This is a genomic window from Pseudomonas sp. JQ36 (assembly GCF_053851495.1).
In genome coordinates this window covers 526,925-543,957 of record NZ_CM132642.1, presented here as the reverse complement: position 1 = coordinate 543,957, position 17,033 = coordinate 526,925, and the positions used below count along the sequence as shown (strand labels likewise).

At 58.6% G+C, this 17,033-nt stretch carries 15 protein-coding genes; 3 read left to right on the top strand and 12 right to left on the bottom strand.

Translation table 11 applies throughout. The annotated features are described in order from the left end of the window. Positions 1–14 precede the first annotated feature (14 nt). Both ACS4NR_RS02645 and ACS4NR_RS02640 read left to right on the top strand, forming a co-directional pair. Positions 15–431 (top strand): OsmC family protein, encoded by a 417-nt coding sequence (locus ACS4NR_RS02645; protein ID WP_027614046.1) that lies wholly within the window; start codon positions 15–17, stop codon positions 429–431. Between the two features lie 61 nt (positions 432–492). Continuing rightward, the gene (locus ACS4NR_RS02640; protein WP_456019021.1) at positions 493–1,356 is read left to right on the top strand and encodes a pirin family protein; all 864 of its coding nucleotides are present in this window, start codon (positions 493–495) and stop codon (positions 1,354–1,356) included. A gap of 142 nt (positions 1,357–1,498) precedes the next feature. On the opposite strand, the gene ACS4NR_RS02635 is transcribed toward ACS4NR_RS02640, so the two are convergent. From ACS4NR_RS02635 to ACS4NR_RS02620, 4 genes are all read right to left on the bottom strand, one after another. Then, the gene (locus ACS4NR_RS02635; RefSeq protein WP_253148986.1) at positions 1,499–2,227 is read right to left on the bottom strand and encodes a dienelactone hydrolase family protein; all 729 of its coding nucleotides are present in this window, start codon (positions 2,225–2,227) and stop codon (positions 1,499–1,501) included. A gap of 68 nt (positions 2,228–2,295) precedes the next feature. Then, positions 2,296–4,200 carry a molecular chaperone HtpG gene (htpG, locus tag ACS4NR_RS02630; RefSeq protein WP_007962872.1) on the bottom strand — a complete coding sequence of 635 codons (1,905 nt, stop codon included), beginning with the start codon at positions 4,198–4,200 and terminating at the stop codon, positions 2,296–2,298. 81 nt (positions 4,201–4,281) lie between these two features. Next, positions 4,282–4,734 (bottom strand): PaaI family thioesterase, encoded by a 453-nt coding sequence (locus ACS4NR_RS02625; protein WP_095139421.1) that lies wholly within the window; start codon positions 4,732–4,734, stop codon positions 4,282–4,284. Continuing rightward, the gene (locus ACS4NR_RS02620) at positions 4,731–5,207 is read right to left on the bottom strand and encodes a PaaI family thioesterase (protein ID WP_443534244.1); all 477 of its coding nucleotides are present in this window, start codon (positions 5,205–5,207) and stop codon (positions 4,731–4,733) included. The genes ACS4NR_RS02625 and ACS4NR_RS02620 overlap by 4 nt, the downstream gene beginning before the upstream one ends. 158 nt (positions 5,208–5,365) lie before the next feature. Here ACS4NR_RS02620 and ACS4NR_RS02615 point away from each other — a divergent pair, with 158 nt between their 5' ends. Next, positions 5,366–5,602: a hypothetical protein gene (locus tag ACS4NR_RS02615; protein ID WP_007962865.1), complete on the top strand. Its 237-nt coding sequence runs from the start codon at positions 5,366–5,368 to the stop codon at positions 5,600–5,602. Positions 5,603–5,691: 89 nt separating this feature from the next. Here ACS4NR_RS02615 and ACS4NR_RS02610 read toward each other — a convergent pair whose 3' ends face one another. The 8 genes from ACS4NR_RS02610 to ACS4NR_RS02575 form a co-directional block, all read right to left on the bottom strand. Then, a complete protein-coding gene (locus tag ACS4NR_RS02610) occupies positions 5,692–6,093 on the bottom strand; it encodes an MAPEG family protein (protein ID WP_095139419.1) in 402 nt (133 codons plus the stop codon). Beyond that, positions 6,093–6,830, bottom strand: coding sequence for a DUF599 domain-containing protein (locus ACS4NR_RS02605; protein WP_027614039.1), 738 nt, complete (start codon positions 6,828–6,830; stop codon positions 6,093–6,095). Before ACS4NR_RS02605 ends, ACS4NR_RS02610 begins: the two co-directional genes overlap by 1 nt. Positions 6,831–7,086: 256 nt before the next feature. Then, positions 7,087–8,400, bottom strand: a complete 1,314-nt coding sequence (gene brnQ / locus ACS4NR_RS02600; protein ID WP_166495500.1) for a branched-chain amino acid transport system II carrier protein — start codon at positions 8,398–8,400, stop codon at positions 7,087–7,089. Positions 8,401–8,855: 455 nt separating this feature from the next. Then, on the bottom strand, positions 8,856–9,737 hold the full coding sequence (gene sucD, locus ACS4NR_RS02595) for a succinate--CoA ligase subunit alpha (protein ID WP_003223019.1): 882 nt from the start codon (positions 9,735–9,737) through the stop codon (positions 8,856–8,858). Then, positions 9,737–10,903, bottom strand: coding sequence for an ADP-forming succinate--CoA ligase subunit beta (gene sucC / locus ACS4NR_RS02590; protein ID WP_003223015.1), 1,167 nt, complete (start codon positions 10,901–10,903; stop codon positions 9,737–9,739). The genes sucD and sucC overlap by 1 nt, the downstream gene beginning before the upstream one ends. A gap of 340 nt (positions 10,904–11,243) precedes the next feature. Beyond that, positions 11,244–12,680 (bottom strand): dihydrolipoyl dehydrogenase, encoded by a 1,437-nt coding sequence (lpdA, locus tag ACS4NR_RS02585; RefSeq protein WP_007962860.1) that lies wholly within the window; start codon positions 12,678–12,680, stop codon positions 11,244–11,246. Between the two features lie 97 nt (positions 12,681–12,777). Then, the gene (odhB, locus tag ACS4NR_RS02580; protein WP_123586101.1) at positions 12,778–14,001 is read right to left on the bottom strand and encodes a 2-oxoglutarate dehydrogenase complex dihydrolipoyllysine-residue succinyltransferase; all 1,224 of its coding nucleotides are present in this window, start codon (positions 13,999–14,001) and stop codon (positions 12,778–12,780) included. A 42-nt stretch (positions 14,002–14,043) separates the two neighbouring features. Then, on the bottom strand, positions 14,044–16,875 hold the full coding sequence (locus ACS4NR_RS02575) for a 2-oxoglutarate dehydrogenase E1 component (RefSeq protein ID WP_027614036.1): 2,832 nt from the start codon (positions 16,873–16,875) through the stop codon (positions 14,044–14,046). Positions 16,876–17,033: the final 158 nt, after the last annotated feature.

Here is a 17,033-nt window from a genome sequence, read left to right as displayed (position 1 = left end):
CCAGTGAGGTTGCCATGACTGTTACCGTCAATACCGTCTCCGCCGAAGGTTTCCGTCACACCGTACAGATCGATGACCACGAATTGTTTGCCGACGTGCCGAAGTCTGCCGGTGGCGAAGGCTCGGCACCCGAGCCACATGACTACTTCGACGCCGCGCTCGGTGCCTGCAAGGCACTGACCCTGAAGATGTACGCGAAGAAGAAAGACATCCCGCTGACCGGCGTGGGTGTCGAGGTCAAACGCGACAACAGCGAGGAGCAGAAAGGCAAATACGCGCTGCACGTCACCCTCACGCTTAAGGGTGTCCTCACCGATGCCCAACGCGAAGAACTGCTGCGCGTCGCTGATCGCTGCCCGATCCACAAGCTGATGACCACCACCGACGTCAGCATCGAAACCCACGCACCACAAGGCTTTGACAGCCAGTAATCACCTTCTTGCCAGCGGCGGGTTATGCTTCTGGCATCACCCGCTCAGCCTGGAATGCACCATGGACACGCCACCTCTGATCATCCGCCCGCGCGCCGAAGACGTCGAAGGCCAGCCGATCCTGCGCCCGCTGCCGTCAGCCAAATGCCGCAGCGTCGGGCCGTTCGTGTTTTTCGACCACATGCTTGAAACGGTTTATCCGACGGGCAAAGGCATGAACATCCGACAGCATCCGCACATTGGTCTGTCGACCCTGACCTACCTGTTCGACGGGCAGATCCAGCACAAGGACAGCCTCGGCTCCGATCAGGTGGTCAGCGCCGGCGATGTCAGCTGGATGACCGCAGGCAGTGCGATTGCCCACGTCGAGCGCACGCCCGAGCCGTTGTGGGAGCAAGGCTTCACCATGCACGGCTTGCAGATCTGGCTGGCCTCGCCTAAGGATCATGAACAAGGCCCGGGACACTACAGCCATCACCCGGCGGCAACCCTGCCGGTCAGCGATAACCTTGGCGTACAGATCCGGATGATTGCCGGGTCAGGCTTTTGCCTGGAATCCCCAGTGCCGGTGCTTTCTCCTACGCTGTATGCCGAGGTGAAGATGCAGACCGCGACTACTTTGCTGATCCCGACCGAGCACGAAGAACGGGCGGTGTATGTGTTGAGTGGCGATGCGCAACTGGATGGCGAGCCCCTCGAACCCCATGCGCTGGTGGTGTTGCCGGCCGGGGAAGAGATGAGTTTGTTTGCCGAGAGCGATGTGCACGCGGTGGTATTTGGCGGCGCGCCGCTGGACGGGCCACGGCGGATCAACTGGAATTTTGTCGCGAGCGATCCGGCGGCGATCGACGAGGCGCGGCGCAAGTGGGCGGCCGGGGATTGGCCGACGGTACCGGGGGAAGTGGAGCGAATCGAACTGCCCTGAGTGTTGTGTCGCCAGTGAGTAGCCTTCGCGAGCAAGCCCGCTCCCACGGGGGACTTGTGGTGTACTCAGAACTTATACACACCACAATCCCAATGTGGGAGCGGGCTTGCTCGCGAAGAGGCCAGTACAGGCGCCGAAAAAATCAGCCCTTGAACACCTCATCCAGCAAGTCATGCATCGACTTGAACGCACGCTTGGCGGTCTTCGCGTCGTACATCATCTTGCCCGGCACATTGGCGTGCGGATCGGTGAACGAATGCACCGCACCGCCGTAGCTGAGCAACTGCCAATCGACCTTCGCTGCGTTCATTTCATCCTCAAACGCTGGCAACTGCTCTTTCGGCACCAACGGGTCGGAAGCACCGTGCAGCACCAGCACCGAGCCCTTGATGTTCTGCGCATCGGCCGGATTCGGCGAGTCCAGCGTGCCGTGGAACGACACCGCCGCCTTCACCGGTGCACCGGTGCGCGCCAGATCCAGTGCGCAGCAACCGCCGAAGCAGAAACCGAACACCGCCAGTTTCGAGGTATCGACCGCTGCCTCGCCCTGCTTCTGCAATTGTTCGAACGCCGCCTGCATACGCTTGCGCAGCAGTGCCCGATCGTTCTTCAGCGGCATCATCGCGGCGCCGGCCTCGTCAGCGTTCTGCGGACGCACTGCCTGGCCGTAAACGTCAGCAATCAACACCACATAGCCCTTGGCCGCGACCGACTTGGCGATCTCTTCAGCACCGGCGCTGACGCCCATCCAGTTCGGCGCCATCAACAGGCCCGGGCGCGCGCCCTTGTGCTCGGCATCGAACGCCAGACGACCTTCAAAAGGCTGGCCATCCAGCTGATAGACCACGGAACGTACAGTGACTTGGCTCATTTCTGACTCCTGATTAGTTAAACACCAGAATGAAAAAACCCGCCGAAGCGGGTTTTTCTACAACGTGATCAAGCTGACAGTTCAACCAGCAGCTTGTTCAGACGGGTCACGTAAGCGGCCGGGTCCTTCAAGCTTTCGCCAGCCGCCAGAGCGGCCTGATCGAAGAGGATGTGCGACAAGTCGCCAAAACGCCCTTCGTTCTGTTCGCCGTCGAGTTTCTCGATCAGCGGGTGGCTCGGGTTGAATTCGAAGATCGGCTTCGATTCCGGCACTTTCTGCCCGCTGGCTTCGAGGATCTGGCGCATTTGCAGGCCCAGATCCTGTTCACCGATGGCCAGAATGGCTGGCGAGTCGGTCAGACGATGGGAGACCCGGACTTCCGCCACGGAATCGCCCAGCGCGGTTTTCAGACGCTCGACCAGACCTTCTTTGGACTTGGCGACTTCTTCTGCAGCTTTCTTGTCCTCTTCCGAGTCCAGGTTGCCCAGATCAAGGTCACCGCGTGCCACGTCGACAAAGGTCTTGCCGTCGAACTCGCTCAGGTAGCTCATCAGCCACTCGTCGATACGGTCGGTCAGCAGCAGCACTTCGATGCCTTTCTTGCGGAAGACTTCCAGGTGCGGGCTGTTCTTGACCTGCGCGTAGGTTTCGCCGGTGAGGTAGTAGATCTTGTCCTGACCTTCCTTGGCGCGCGCCAGGTAGTCGGCCAGACCAACGACCTGCTCGCCGTCGTCGCCTTGGGTCGATGCGAAGCGCAGCAGACCGGCAATTTTTTCCTTGTTGGCGAAATCTTCTGCCGGGCCTTCTTTCATGACCTGACCGAAGTTTTTCCAGAAGCCCTTGTATTGCTCAGGCTCGTTCTTCGCCAGTTTTTCCAGCATGTCCAGGACGCGCTTGGTCAGCGCCGATTTCATCGAGTCGATGATCGGATCTTTCTGCAGGATTTCCCGCGACACGTTCAGCGACAGGTCGTTGGAATCGACCACACCTTTGATGAAGCGCAGGTACAGCGGCAGGAACGACTCGGCCTGATCCATCACGAACACACGCTGCACGTAGAGCTTCAGGCCTTTCGGCGCTTCACGCTGGTACAGGTCGAACGGCGCGCGGGCCGGCACGTACAGCAGCGAGCTGTACTCGAGCTTGCCTTCGACCTTGTTGTGGCTCCAGGCCAGCGGGTTTTCGAAGTCGTGAGCGATGTGCTTGTAGAACTCCTGATATTCCTCGTCCTTCACTTCAGTGCGCGGACGGGTCCACAGGGCGCTGGCGCGGTTGACGGTTTCCCATTCAACGGCAGGCTTCTCTTCGCCTTCGGCGGCAGTGACTTCTTTCGGCAGCTCGATCGGCAGCGCGATATGGTCGGAGTATTTCTTGATGATGTTGCGCAGACGCCAGCCGTCGGCGAATTCGTCTTCAGCGGATTTCAGGTGCAGGACGATGCGGGTGCCGCGTTCTGGCTTGTCGATGGTGGCGACTTCGAATTCGCCCTCGCCTTTCGACGACCAGTGCACGCCTTCGCTGGCAGGAGTACCGGCGCGACGGGAATACACATCAACCTGGTCGGCAACGATGAACGCCGAGTAGAAGCCGACACCGAACTGGCCGATCAGGTGCGAATCTTTCTTCTGATCGCCCGAGAGATTCTTCATGAAATCGGCGGTGCCCGACTTGGCGATGGTCCCCAGGTGGGTGATCACATCGTCACGGTTCATGCCGATACCGTTGTCTTCGAGGGTGACGGTCTTGGCGTCCTTGTCGAAACTCACACGGATTTTCAGTTCAGCGCCACCTTCGAGCAACTCTGGCTTGGCCAGGGCTTCGAAGCGCAGCTTGTCGACAGCGTCAGAGGCGTTCGAGATCAATTCGCGAAGGAAGATTTCCTTGTTGGAATACAGCGAATGGATCATGAGGTGCAGCAGCTGCTTTACCTCGGTCTGGAAGCCCAGGGTTTCCTTTTGAGTTTCCACACTCATGGTCATCAAACTCCAATCAGATGGCAGTGGCCGCGACCCTGAGGGTCGACGGCGGGTTGTTCACTGAGTTGGGGGCAGCGTTCAGGATTTCAAGGGCTCATCAATTTTGAAATGTGCACGGGCAGTGGCAATCGGTTCGCTCTCGGTGCTTTGCCAGGCTGTGATGGCGACGTTGGCCACGCGCCGCCCCTGGCGACAGACCTGACATTTGGCCCAAGTGTCGCGAAACTGTCCCGCACGCAGGTAATCCAGAGAAAAGTCGATGATCTTCGGCACGCCCGGCGCCTCGGTAAAAACCAACAGATGCAGGGCTGCAGCCAGCTCCATGAATCCGGCAATCACTCCGCCATGGATCGCCGGCAATAAAGGGTTACCAATGTTGTCCTTGTTCGCCGGCAGCTTGAACAGCAACTCATCGCCAACCCGCGAGCATTCGACGCCGATCAGCCCGGCGTAGGGAATCAGTTGCAATAGCGGCGCGTAGTCACCCTGAGCATGAGCCTGCTGCAGTTGTCGCTTCCAGTCATCGCTCATTGGTTTTCCCCTTTGACCTTGCCGCCAAATCCCTGGGTGCCTTTCAGGCCCCTGCCCATGCGCATGAAGGTGCCGACGACATGGGCGATCGGTTGCTGCGGGTCGTCCTGATAAGCAAAGCCGCGGGCGAAGATCACGTCGGTGGTGACCCGGTAACACTGGGCAAAGCCGTAGACATCCTTGTGCGGTTCAGCGGCGTGCATGTAATCGATGCGCAGATCCAGAGTCGGGCAGACCTCAAATTCCGGCAAAACGCACAGCGTGGACATGCCGCACGCGGTGTCCATCAATGAGGTAATGGCGCCGCCGTGGATGACCCCGGTTTGCGGATTACCGACAATTTGCGCGCTGTACGGCAACTTCACTGTCAGCCCTTCGCTACCGGCGCTTTGTACCGTCAGACCAAGCACCTGACAATGGCGCAGGGCCGAGAGAAAGCGTGTCGCGCGCTCAAAAACGGGGTTTTCAGCCATATGATAATTACTCTCGTTAGAGCCTTGTGCCAGTATTGAGAAATACCGCAAAAGTTCCACTAAAAAACAAACTTATATATCTGAACGAAATGAGGAACTTAACCTTTGGGCCAACGCTCTTAAGGCCAGTAGTTATTTTCCATAAGGAGAAACACCCCATGCGTAAGACTTTAGCTATTGCCTTGATGTTGACCGCTTCCCTCGGTCTCGCTGCCTGCGATAAGAAATCCGAGGACAAAGCTCAAGATGCCAACCAACATGCTGAGCAAGCTCAGCAAGACATGAACAAAGCTCAGGATAAAGTGAACGACGCAGCAAAAGAAAACGCCGAAGCTGCCAAAGCTCAGGCTGAATCGAATCAAGCTGCTCAGGAAGAAGCTGCCAAGAAGCAATAATTGCGACTTGATGCAGAAAAAGAAAACCCGCCAAGTGCGGGTTTTCTTTTGCCTGTGATTTTTTGTCAGTGTTGGCTTAGACGCTGTTTTTAGAGCAATACGGTTCTAAAAGTCGGACTAATCATCAGCAACAAACTGCAGATCAGGCCGACCAGCCACACCAGGCTGCGCAGGGATGGTTTATCCGCCAGGTACAACCACACGTAAAGAATCCGCGCGATCACAAAGATGATCGCCAGGGCATCAATCAACCAGCCTTGGGTTTGCGTGGTGTGCGCCATCAGCACACCCACGGCAAACAGGATGAACGCTTCGATGCAGTTCTGGTGCGCCGCCAGCGCCCGCGCGCCGTAGCCGGTGAGTTGCGCCTGCTGTTGGCGCGGCAGGTGGTTGTTGTAACCGCCCTGCTCTTTCATGGCTTTAGCCACCGGCATACGCGCGATGTAAATCAACAGTGCACTGATAAACACACACCAGAACGGAATACTCATCAAGCAGCCTCTTTATTGGTTTCGGGCAATGGCGCCTCTGTAGGGGTATAGACCATCACATCCAGCACGTCAGAATGAAACTCGCGGCGGTACAAAACGATGACCACACCGGCACTCATCAACATGAACAACCACGGGCTGACAAACCACGCCAGCATGCTCATGCCGAAGTAATAAGAGCGCAGACCGAAGTTGAACTGGTTGGCCGCCATCGAAATCACCCGCGCCGCCCGCAATGCGAACGCCTTGCGCTCCTGCTCGGACACCTGGCGCTCGCCGATCATCGGCGCTGAACCGACCAGCACCGCAGCAAAGTTGTACTGACGCATGCACCAGCTGAACGTGAAAAACGCATAGACGAACACCAACGCCAGGCACAGCAACTTGATCTCCGACATACCCTGCGACGCCTGCTGCACCATCGGGATATCCGCCAGCAGCGACACCGCGCGCTCGGACGCACCGAGCACGGTGAGAATGCCCGCAAGGATGATCAGAGTGCTGGAAGCGAAGAACGAGGCGTTGCGCTCCAGATTGCCGATCACGCTGGCGTCAGCGATGCGGTTGTCGCGCAGCAGCATGCGGCGCATCCAGTCTTCGCGATACAGGTGCAGCACGCTGGCCAGGCACGCGGTGTCGCGGGCCTTCCACGACGCATAACGGGTGTAGCCGCCCCAGCAGATGACAAACCAGAGCGCGGCCAGCAGGTGGATCAGATTGGCTTGGATGAACGACATTCGTTTTCCTGTGAAGTGTTGATGCATTACCTGTAGGAGTGAGCCTGCTCGCGATTCGCTGGCACATCCGGCATTGATCTGACAGACACGATGCCATCGCGAGCAGGCTCACTCCTACATAAAACCTGTGCAGTGCTTCGACGTTAGCTCGCGGAAAAAGACACTGCCAGACGCCCATAAAAAATGCCCCGTATCGATTGATACGGGGCATTTCCGTTTAAGCGCTGAAGACCCGCTTGTGGCGGGTCAGACAACGTCAGGCAACGGCTTCGCTGCGCTTGCCCAGCAGGCGATCGCAGACCACGGCGACCACCAGAGTCATCACGCACGGCACCAGCCACGCCAGCCCCTGCTCGCTCAGCGGCAAGTGCGACAGCTGCGACGGCATCCAGTCAGCCAGACCGGCGCCCTTGAGCGCGTCGATGGCGCCGAACAGGAACGACACCAGCATCACCGGGCCGAGGATCCGCCCGTGCTCATGCCAGAAGTCCTTGCAGAAGCTCAGGGCCACCAGAACGATGCACGGCGGGTAGATCGCCGTCAGCACCGGGATCGAGAACGCGATCAGCTTGGTCAGACCGAGGTTGGACACCAGCAGCGAGAACGCGGCGAGGATGATCACCAGGGTCTTGTAGGACAGTGGCAGCACGCGGCTGAAGTATTCGGCACAGGCGCAGGTCAGACCGACCGCCGTCACCAGACATGCCAGCGAGATCAGCACCGCGAGGAAACCGCTGCCCAGCGAACCGAAGGTGTGTTGCACGTAAGCGTGCAATACCGCAGCGCCGTTGCTGGCACCGACCGCGACTTCATGGCTGCCGGAACCGAGGCGGAACAGGCTGATGTACACCAGCGCCAGACCGACACCGGCGATGAGGCCGGCAATGATCGCGTAACGGGTGATCAGTGCAGGCGACTCGACGCCACGGGAGCGGATCGCGTTGACGATGACGATGCCGAACACCAGCGCGCCGAGGGTATCCATGGTCAGGTAACCATTGATGAAGCCCTGTGAGAACGGTGCCGCGACGTATTCCGGTGTGGCCTGACCGATATCACCGGCCGGCAAGGCGAATGCGGCGATGCCGAGTACCGCCAGGGCGATGATTTTCAATGGCGCGAGAAAACGCCCCACGGTATCGAGCAGACGGCCCGGATACAGCGAGATGAAGAACACCAGCAGGAAGTACACCGAGCTGTAGAGGAACAACGCCAGCGGGCTTTCGCCGGTCAGCGGCGCCAGACCCACTTCGAACGACACGGTCGCGGTCCGCGGGGTGGCGAACAGCGGGCCGACCGCCAGGTAGCACGCCGCGGCGAGTACACCACCGGCGATCTTGCCGATCGGGCTGCTCAGCGCATCCATCGCACCACCGACCTTGGCCAGGGCAACGACGGTGACCACCGGCAGACCGACGGCCGTGATCAAAAAGCCCAGCGCCGCCATCCAGACGTTAGGTCCGGACTGCAGGCCGACGATAGGCGGGAAAATGATGTTGCCGGCCCCGACGAACAGGGCAAATGTCATAAAGCCCAGTGCCAGGATGTCCTGACCTTTCAAAACTTTCATTAAGGAAATACCACACTACTGAATCGGAATTTAGAGGGGGATTTCCCTGTGGGGTTAGGGAAATGCTGTCAGTCCGTTTGGGGCTGACCCGTTTAGCGCGTTGCATGCCTTGTGGGCGGCGGACGCAAAAATGGCTGCTAGCCTAACGAATTTGTCTGCCAAACGCACTGTTTGAGGGCGAACTATCCGATACACGACGTGTCTGTGTCGCGTTTACGCATCTATTTTTCCTAACCACAACCCTGTGGCGAGGGAGCTTGCTCCCGCTGGGTTGCGAAGCAGCCCCAATGCAGACGATTGGGTTCTCGCTGTTAGATGGTTCTACGCCTGCTGCGCAGTCGAGCGGGAGCAAGCTCCCTCGCCACAGAAATCCACTCAAATACCCATATGCCAGAAACAACAAAGGCCACCCGAAGGTGGCCTTTGTCTGGTGAAGCGTCAGTCAAGCACGAGGCTTACTTGACAGCCCAACCGGTCAGCTCGGCCAGGGCCTTGCCGATGTCTGCCAGCGAACGCACGGTTTTTACGCCTGCGTCTTGCAGCGCAGCGAATTTTTCGTCTGCAGTGCCTTTGCCGCCAGAGATGATTGCGCCAGCATGGCCCATGCGCTTGCCCGGAGGAGCAGTCACACCAGCGATGTAGGAAACAACCGGCTTGGTCACGTGTGCCTTGATGTAGGCAGCCGCTTCTTCTTCAGCCGAACCGCCGATCTCGCCGATCATCACGATCGCTTCGGTCTTCGGGTCTTCCTGGAACAGCTTCAGGATGTCGATGAAGTTCGAACCCGGGATCGGGTCACCACCGATGCCGACGCAGGTCGACTGACCGAAACCGGCGTCAGTGGTCTGCTTCACAGCTTCGTAGGTCAGGGTGCCGGAACGCGAAACGATACCGACCTTGCCTGGCAAGTGAATGTGACCTGGCATGATGCCGATCTTGCATTCGCCTGGGGTGATCACGCCTGGGCAGTTAGGGCCGATCAGGGTAACACCCAGCTCGTCGCACTTAACTTTGGCGTCCAGCATGTCCAGGGTAGGAATGCCTTCGGTGATGCAGACGATCAGCTTGATGCCGCCGAAAGCAGCTTCCAGGATCGAGTCCTTGCAGAAAGGAGCCGGAACGTAGATCACGCTGGCGGTAGCGCCAGTGGCAGCTACAGCGTCTTTGACGGTGTTGAACACTGGCAGACCCAGGTGCTCGGTGCCGCCTTTGCCCGGAGTTACGCCACCAACCATCTTGGTGCCGTATTCGATGGCTTGCTGGGTGTGGAAACTACCTTGCGAACCGGTAATACCCTGGCAGATAACTTTGGTGTCTTTATTGATCAGGACGCTCATTATTTGCCCTCCGCAGCTTTGACAACTTGTTGAGCAGCGTCGGTCAGGCTGGTAGCAGCGATGATGTTCAAACCGCTTTCTGCCAGTACTTTAGCGCCCAGCTCAGCGTTGTTGCCTTCAAGGCGAACAACAACCGGGATTTTCACGCCGACTTCTTTCACGGCGCCGATGATGCCTTCGGCAATCATGTCGCAGCGAACGATGCCGCCGAAGATGTTGACCAGTACTGCAGCGACGTTGGTGTCGGACAGGATGATCTTGAAGGCTTCGGTCACGCGCTCTTTGGTAGCACCACCACCTACGTCGAGGAAGTTGGCTGGCTTGCCGCCGTGCAGGTTGACGATGTCCATGGTACCCATGGCCAGGCCGGCACCGTTGACCATGCAGCCGATGTTGCCTTCCAGGGCTACGTAGTTCAGTTCGAACTTGGCAGCGTGCGCTTCGCGCGGATCGTCTTGCGACGGATCGTGGAAAGTCTTCAGCTTAGGCTGACGGTACATGGCGTTGGCGTCGATGTTGATCTTGGCGTCCAGGCAGTGCAGATCGCCGTCAGCCTTGATCACCAGCGGGTTCACTTCCAGCAGGGCCAGATCGTGATCCTGGAACAGTTTGGCCAGACCAACGAAGATCTTGGCGAACTGGGCAACTTGCTTGCCTTCCAGACCCAGTTGGAACGCCAGCTCGCGACCCTGGAATGGCTGAGCGCCAACCAGTGGATCGATAGTGGCTTTGAGAATTTTTTCTGGAGTGTCGTGAGCGATTTTCTCGATGTCCACGCCACCTTCGGTGGAAGCCATGAACACGATGCGACGGCTCGAACGGTCAACGACAGCGCCCAGGTACAGCTCTTTAGCGATATCAGTGCACGATTCAACCAGGATCTTGGTGACTGGCTGACCATTGGCGTCAGTCTGGTAAGTCACCAGACGCTTGCCCAGCCACTGCTGTGCGAAGGCCTTGGCGTCTTCTTTGTTGCGAACCAGCTTGACGCCGCCCGCTTTACCGCGACCACCGGCGTGGACCTGGGCTTTGACAACCCACTCGCTGCCGCCGATCTTGTCGCAAGCTTCTGCTGCTGCTTCCGGGGTGTCTACTGCGTAACCAGTGGAAACTGGCAGGCCGTATTCAGCGAACAGCTGCTTACCCTGATACTCGTGAAGATTCATGCTTTTTACCGTCTTCGTTAGGTACTGCGCATTCGGCGCTGCGCTCTTGATGAGTGCCGCGCCACCTGTGACTGCTGCTTGCGTAGCCTTTCCGGATACCCGGTGCAGCTACGCAAGACTGCGTCCAGCGGACATTCCGCGGTGAGACTTGCTCGCAAGGCTCACGACGGGCCGCAACCGCCGTGGTTTCTTATTGTATCTTTCGAACATGTGAAAGCTGCTGCGCTAGGAAATACTGCGTCAAAAACAGACTCGAAATGCTCATTGACTGACGTCAACTCCGCTTCCTCGCCTGTTTTTTCCTTGTCTTTCCTTCGCTCGCTACGCTTTCACAAAGTCCTCAACGCTTCTTGCGGTTGGCAATGTGAATGGCGCCGCCATTCACCGCCAGAGCAGCTTCGTGCAAGGCTTCAGACAGGGTCGGATGGGAGAAAACCATCATGCCCAGGTCTTCAGCGCTGGTGCCGAATTCCATACCGATCGCGCCCTGCTGAACCAGTTCTGCAGCGCTCGGGCCAATCACGTGCACGCCCAATACGCGGTCAGTCTTGGCATCAGCGATGACCTTGACGAAACCACCGGTATCGTTGGCGGCCATGGCACGGCCGGAAGCGGCGAACGGGAAGGTGCCGACGTTAACTTCAACGCCTTCGGCTTTCAAGGCCTGCTCGGTTTTGCCAACCCACGCGATTTCCGGGTGAGTATAAATAACCGAAGGGATCAGGTCATAGTTCATCTGAGCCTTGTGGCCCTTGATGCGCTCGACAACCATGATGCCCTCTTCCGAGGCCTTGTGCGCCAGCATCATGCCGCGAACCACGTCACCGATGGCGTAAACGCCCGGTACGGTGGTGGCGCAGTGATCGTCAACGTGCACGAAACCGCGCTCGTCCAGGGTCACGCCGCTGTCGGCAGCCAGCAGATCGGTGGTCACCGGACGGCGACCAACGGCTACGATCAGCTTGTCGAAAGTGATGGACTGTTCGCCGTTGGCATCGGTGTAGTTAACAACGACTTCGTCGCCGTTCACTTTCGAACCGGTTACGCGAGCGCCCAGCTTGATGTCCAGACCTTGCTTGGTCAGGGTTTTCAGCGCTTCCTTGGAAACAGCGGTGTCCGCTGCCATCAGGAAGGTGTCCAGTGCTTCGAGGACAACCACTTCGGAACCCAGACGCGACCAGACCGAACCCAGTTCCAGACCGATCACGCCAGCGCCGATCACGCCCAGACGTTTAGGTACGGACTGGAATTCCAGAGCACCAGTCGAATCAACGATGACTTTCTGATCGACCGGAGCCGGTGGAATGTCGATCGGACGCGAGCCCGGGGCCAGGATGACGTTTTCGGCTTCGATGACTTCAACCGAACCGTCCGGCTTGGTGACTTCGACTTTCTTGCCAGCCAGCAGCTTGCCGTGGCCCTGGATCGAAGTAACACCGTTAGCCTTGAACAGGGTGGCAACGCCGCCAGTCAGGTTCTTGACGATGCCAGCCTTGCGGCCAACCATCGCAGCGACGTCCATTTTGACTTCGCCGGTCGAGATACCGTGAACGTTGAAGCTCTCTTTGGCTTCCTTGTACTTCCAGGAGCTGTCCAGCAGCGCCTTGGACGGAATGCAGCCGACGTTCAGGCAAGTACCGCCGAGGGCCTGTTTGCCTTCAGCGTCGGTGTACTTCTCGATGCAGGCAGTGGTGAGACCCAGCTGCGCGGCCTTGATGGCAGCTACATAGCCGCCAGGGCCGGCACCGATCACTACTACGTCAAATTTCTGCGACATTCAAAAAATCCTCTTTAGCGAAAAGCTTCAAGCCGCGCGCTCCAAGCCAAGCTGCCTTTTCTTGCAGCTTGAAACTTGAAGCTCGCAGCTGCTTCTATCAGATATCCAGCAACAGACGAGCCGGATCTTCCAGCAGGTTCTTGATGGTCACCAGGAAGGTTACAGCTTCTTTGCCATCGATCAGACGGTGATCGTAGGACAGTGCCAGGTACATCATCGGACGGATCACGACCTGACCGTTGATGGCCATTGGACGCTGGATGATGTTGTGCATGCCCAGAATCGCTGCCTGCGGCGGGTTGACGATCGGGGTCGACATCATCGAACCGAAGGTACCACCGTTGGTGATGGTGAAGGTACCGCCGGTCATCTCTTCCATCGACAGTTTGCCGTCACGGGCTTTCTTGCCGAACGTGGCGATGCCGCCTTCGATTTCAGCCAGGCTCATCAGCTCGGCGTTACGCAGAACCGGAACGACCAGACCACGGTCGCTGGAAACGGCAACACCGATGTCGGCGTAGCCATGGTAAACGATGTCCGCACCGTCGATCGAAGCGTTGACCGCCGGGAAGCGTTTCAGCGCTTCGGTGGCAGCCTTGACGAAGAACGACATGAAGCCCAGGCGTACGCCGTTGTGGGACTTCTCGAACAGGTCCTTGTACTTCGAACGCAGGGCCATGACTTCGGTCATGTCAACTTCGTTGAAAGTGGTCAGCATCGCCATGTTCGACTGGGCTTCAACCAGACGCTCGGCAACCTTGGCACGCAGACGGGTCATCGGCACACGTTTTTCAACGCGGTCACCGGCAGCGAATACCGGCGCAGCGGCAGCCGGAGCAGCAGCCTTGGCAGGTGCGGCAGCCGGAGCGGCTTTCTTCGCGGCAACAGCAGCCACCACGTCTTCCTTGGTCACACGACCGCCTTTGCCGGTGCCGGCAACGGAAGCGATGTTGATGCCGTTCTCTTCAGCCAGCTTGCGCGCAGCCGGAGCAGCAACAGGATCGTCTTCGCCTTCGGCAGCCGCCGGGGCAGCGGCAGCAGCGGCCGGAGCAGCAGCGGCGGCTGGAGCAGCGGCAGCAGCGCCACCTTCAGTGATGGAGCCCAGGACTTCGTCGGACAGAACGGTGTCGCCTTCATTCTTGACGATTGCGCCCAGCACGCCGTCGGCGGTAGCCAGCACTTCCAGTACGACTTTGTCGGTTTCGATGTCGACGATCAGTTCGTCACGCTTGACGGCGTCGCCCGGTTTTTTGTGCCAGGTGGCAACGGTGCCATCGGCAACCGATTCCGGGAAAGTGGGGGCTTTGATCTCGATAGCCATTATCTGTGGTTCCTTAAATTCGGTTTCAGGTGCGCGAAGGCGTTAAACGGTAAACGCGTCTTGCAGCAGTTTTTCCTGCTGCTCGGCGTGCATCGATGCGTAACCACATGCTGGGGCAGCAGAAGCCTCACGGCCCGCGTACTCGAGTACGAGAGACTTGTCGAGGTTACCGATGCTGCGACGCAGATGATGCTGGCTGCAGTACCAGGCGCCCTGGTTCATCGGCTCTTCCTGACACCAGACGGCATGCTTGACGTTGGTGTAAGGCGCCAGGACTTCTTTCAAGTCGTCCTCAGGGAATGGATACAGCTGCTCGATACGCACGATGGCGATATCGTCACGGCCTTCGGCACGGCGTTTTTCCAGCAGGTCGTAGTAGACCTTGCCGCTGCACAGAACAACGCGCTCGACCTTTTTCGGGTCCAGGGCGTCGATTTCCGGGATCACGGTCTGGAACGAACCTTCAGCCAGATCTTCCAGGGTCGATACGGCCAGTTTGTGGCGCAGCAGCGACTTCGGCGTCAGCACTACCAGAGGTTTGCGCAGCGGGCGAATCACCTGACGACGCAGCAAGTGGTAGATCTGGGCCGGAGTGGTCGGCATGCACACCTGAATGTTGTGCTCGGCGCACAGCTGCAGGTAACGCTCAAGACGTGCCGAGCTGTGCTCAGGACCCTGACCTTCGTAGCCGTGCGGCAACAGCATGGTCAGACCGCAGAGACGGCCCCACTTGTGCTCGCCGCTGGTGATGAACTGGTCGATAACAACCTGTGCACCGTTGGCGAAGTCGCCAAACTGGGCTTCCCAGATCACCAGCGCGTTTGGCGTGGTGGTCGAGTAACCGTATTCGAAAGCCAGTACCGCTTCTTCCGACAGGAACGAATCGTACAGGTCAAAGCGTGGCTGACCGTCGTACAGGTTCTGCAGCGGAATGTAGGTGCCCGCGTCTTTCTGGTTGTGCAGTACGGCGTGACGGTGCGAGAACGTACCGCGGCCGATGTCCTGACCGGTCATGCGGATCGGGTGACCTTCGAACGCCAGGGTTGCGTACGCCATGGTTTCGGCGTAACCCCAGTTGATCGGCAGGCCGCCGGCTTGCATCTTCTGACGGTCTTCGTAGATCTTCGCGACCTGACGCTGAACCACGAAGCCTTCCGGAATTTCCAGCAGCTTGGCGGACAGTTCCTGCAGGGTCTTCAGGTCGAAACGCGTGTCGTGACGCGCAGTCCAGGCGTGGCCCAGATAAGGACGCCAATCCACGAACAGCTCTTTGTTCGGCTCTTTGACCAGCGACTTCACTACGTGCAGACCGTTGTCCAGCGCGTTGCGGTACTCGTCGACCTTGGCCTGAACACGCTCAGCGTCCAGCACACCGGCCTGAGTCAGGCGATCAGCGTACAGCTCACGGGTGGTGCGCTGCTTGGTGATCTGCTGATACATCAGCGGCTGGGTGCCGCTTGGCTCGTCGGCCTCGTTGTGGCCGCGACGACGGTAGCAGACCAGGTCGATCACCACGTCACGCTTGAACTGCATGCGGTAGTCGATGGCCAGCTGGGTCACGAACAGCACGGCTTCCGGATCATCACCATTCACATGGAGGATCGGCGCCTGGATCATCTTCGCAACGTCGGTGGCGTACTCGGTGGAACGCGAGTCCAGCGGGTTGCTGATGGTGAAGCCAACCTGGTTGTTGATCACGATGTGCACGGTACCGCCGGTCTTGAAACCGCGGGTCTGCGACATCTGGAAGGTTTCCATGACCACGCCCTGACCTGCGAATGCAGCGTCACCGTGGATGGAGATCGGCAGCACCTTCTCACCGGTCGGGTCGTTACGACGATCCTGACGGGCGCGAACCGAACCTTCTACCACCGGGGAAACGATTTCCAGGTGGGACGGGTTGAACGCCATGGCCAGGTGAACTTCACCGCCGGTGGTCATCACGTTGGACGAGAAGCCCTGGTGGTATTTGACGTCACCGGAACCCAGCTCGACCTTCTTCTTGCCTTCGAACTCGTCGAACAGCTCGCGCGGGTTCTTGCCGAAGGTGTTGACCAGCACGTTCAGACGGCCACGGTGGGCCATGCCGATGACGACTTCCTTGGTGCCGTAGGAACCGGAACGCTGGATCAGTTCGTCGAGCATCGGAATCAGGCTTTCGCCGCCTTCCAGACCGAAACGCTTGGTGCCCGGGTATTTGGTGCCCAGGTATTTTTCCAGGCCTTCACCGGCAGTCACGCGCTCGAGCAGGTGGCTCTTGATGTCAGCGGAGTACGTTGGACGACCGCGCACGCTTTCCAGACGCTGCTGGAACCACTGGCGCTGCTCGGAATCGGTGATGTGCGTAAACTCAGCGCCGATGGTGCGGCAATATGTCTGCTGCAACGCTTCGTGAATTTCGCGTAGGCTCGCTTCCTCTTTGCCGATGAACAGGTCGCCGGCACGGAAGGTCGTATCAAGATCGGCATTGGTCAAGCCGTAATGATTGATTGACAGGTCTGCAGGTGCAGGACGCTGCCACAGCCCCAGCGGGTCAAGCTGGGCTGCCTGGTGGCCACGCATACGGTAGGCCTGGATCAATCGCAGCACTTCAACTTGCTTCTTCTCGTGCTCACTGCTCACGCTACCGGCGGAAACCGGTTGGGCGCGGCGCTGGTTCTTTGCCAGCAGCACGAAATGATCGCGAATTGTGGAGTGCGAAACATCAGTGGCAGAGCTGCCGTCGGCAGGCAGCTTCTGAAAGTAGGTGCGCCACTCTTCTGGCACAGCGTTAGGGTCGTGCAGGTAGAGCTCATAAAGCTCTTCCACATAGGCAGCGTTTCCACCTGAAAGGTAGGCGCTGTTCCACATGCGCTGCATCACGCTTTCTTGCATGCTTGGTCACCCTCGGTTAGGGGAACACCATCGGCGTCAATACCGAGCAAACTTGCAGAAGTCCGAATGCAGCGACCAAAACAAGCCACTTAGGATCACGCTGATAGTCCGGGTACCAGCCCGGATGCCCCTGCTTGTCTCATTTCTTCAAAATAAGA

Bases quoted from the DNA above. Each gene is read 5' to 3' on its own strand.
- ACS4NR_RS02625 (WP_095139421.1), bottom strand. From the start codon at position 4,734: ATGAGCGATGACTGGAAGCGACAACTGCAGCAGGCTCATGCTCAGGGT.
- sucC (WP_003223015.1), bottom strand. From the start codon at position 10,903: ATGAATCTTCACGAGTATCAGGGTAAGCAGCTGTTCGCTGAATACGGC.
- odhB (WP_123586101.1), bottom strand. From the start codon at position 14,001: ATGGCTATCGAGATCAAAGCCCCCACTTTCCCGGAATCGGTTGCCGAT.
- brnQ (WP_166495500.1), bottom strand. From the start codon at position 8,400: ATGAAAGTTTTGAAAGGTCAGGACATCCTGGCACTGGGCTTTATGACA.
- htpG (WP_007962872.1), bottom strand. From the start codon at position 4,200: ATGAGTGTGGAAACTCAAAAGGAAACCCTGGGCTTCCAGACCGAGGTA.
- ACS4NR_RS02575 (WP_027614036.1), bottom strand. From the start codon at position 16,875: ATGCAAGAAAGCGTGATGCAGCGCATGTGGAACAGCGCCTACCTTTCA.
- ACS4NR_RS02615 (WP_007962865.1), top strand. From the start codon at position 5,366: ATGCGTAAGACTTTAGCTATTGCCTTGATGTTGACCGCTTCCCTCGGT.
- lpdA (WP_007962860.1), bottom strand. From the start codon at position 12,680: ATGTCGCAGAAATTTGACGTAGTAGTGATCGGTGCCGGCCCTGGCGGC.
- ACS4NR_RS02620 (WP_443534244.1), bottom strand. From the start codon at position 5,207: ATGGCTGAAAACCCCGTTTTTGAGCGCGCGACACGCTTTCTCTCGGCC.
- ACS4NR_RS02610 (WP_095139419.1), bottom strand. From the start codon at position 6,093: ATGAGTATTCCGTTCTGGTGTGTGTTTATCAGTGCACTGTTGATTTAC.
- ACS4NR_RS02605 (WP_027614039.1), bottom strand. From the start codon at position 6,830: ATGTCGTTCATCCAAGCCAATCTGATCCACCTGCTGGCCGCGCTCTGG.
- sucD (WP_003223019.1), bottom strand. From the start codon at position 9,737: ATGAGCGTCCTGATCAATAAAGACACCAAAGTTATCTGCCAGGGTATT.
- ACS4NR_RS02640 (WP_456019021.1), top strand. From the start codon at position 493: ATGGACACGCCACCTCTGATCATCCGCCCGCGCGCCGAAGACGTCGAA.
- ACS4NR_RS02635 (WP_253148986.1), bottom strand. From the start codon at position 2,227: ATGAGCCAAGTCACTGTACGTTCCGTGGTCTATCAGCTGGATGGCCAG.
- ACS4NR_RS02645 (WP_027614046.1), top strand. From the start codon at position 15: ATGACTGTTACCGTCAATACCGTCTCCGCCGAAGGTTTCCGTCACACC.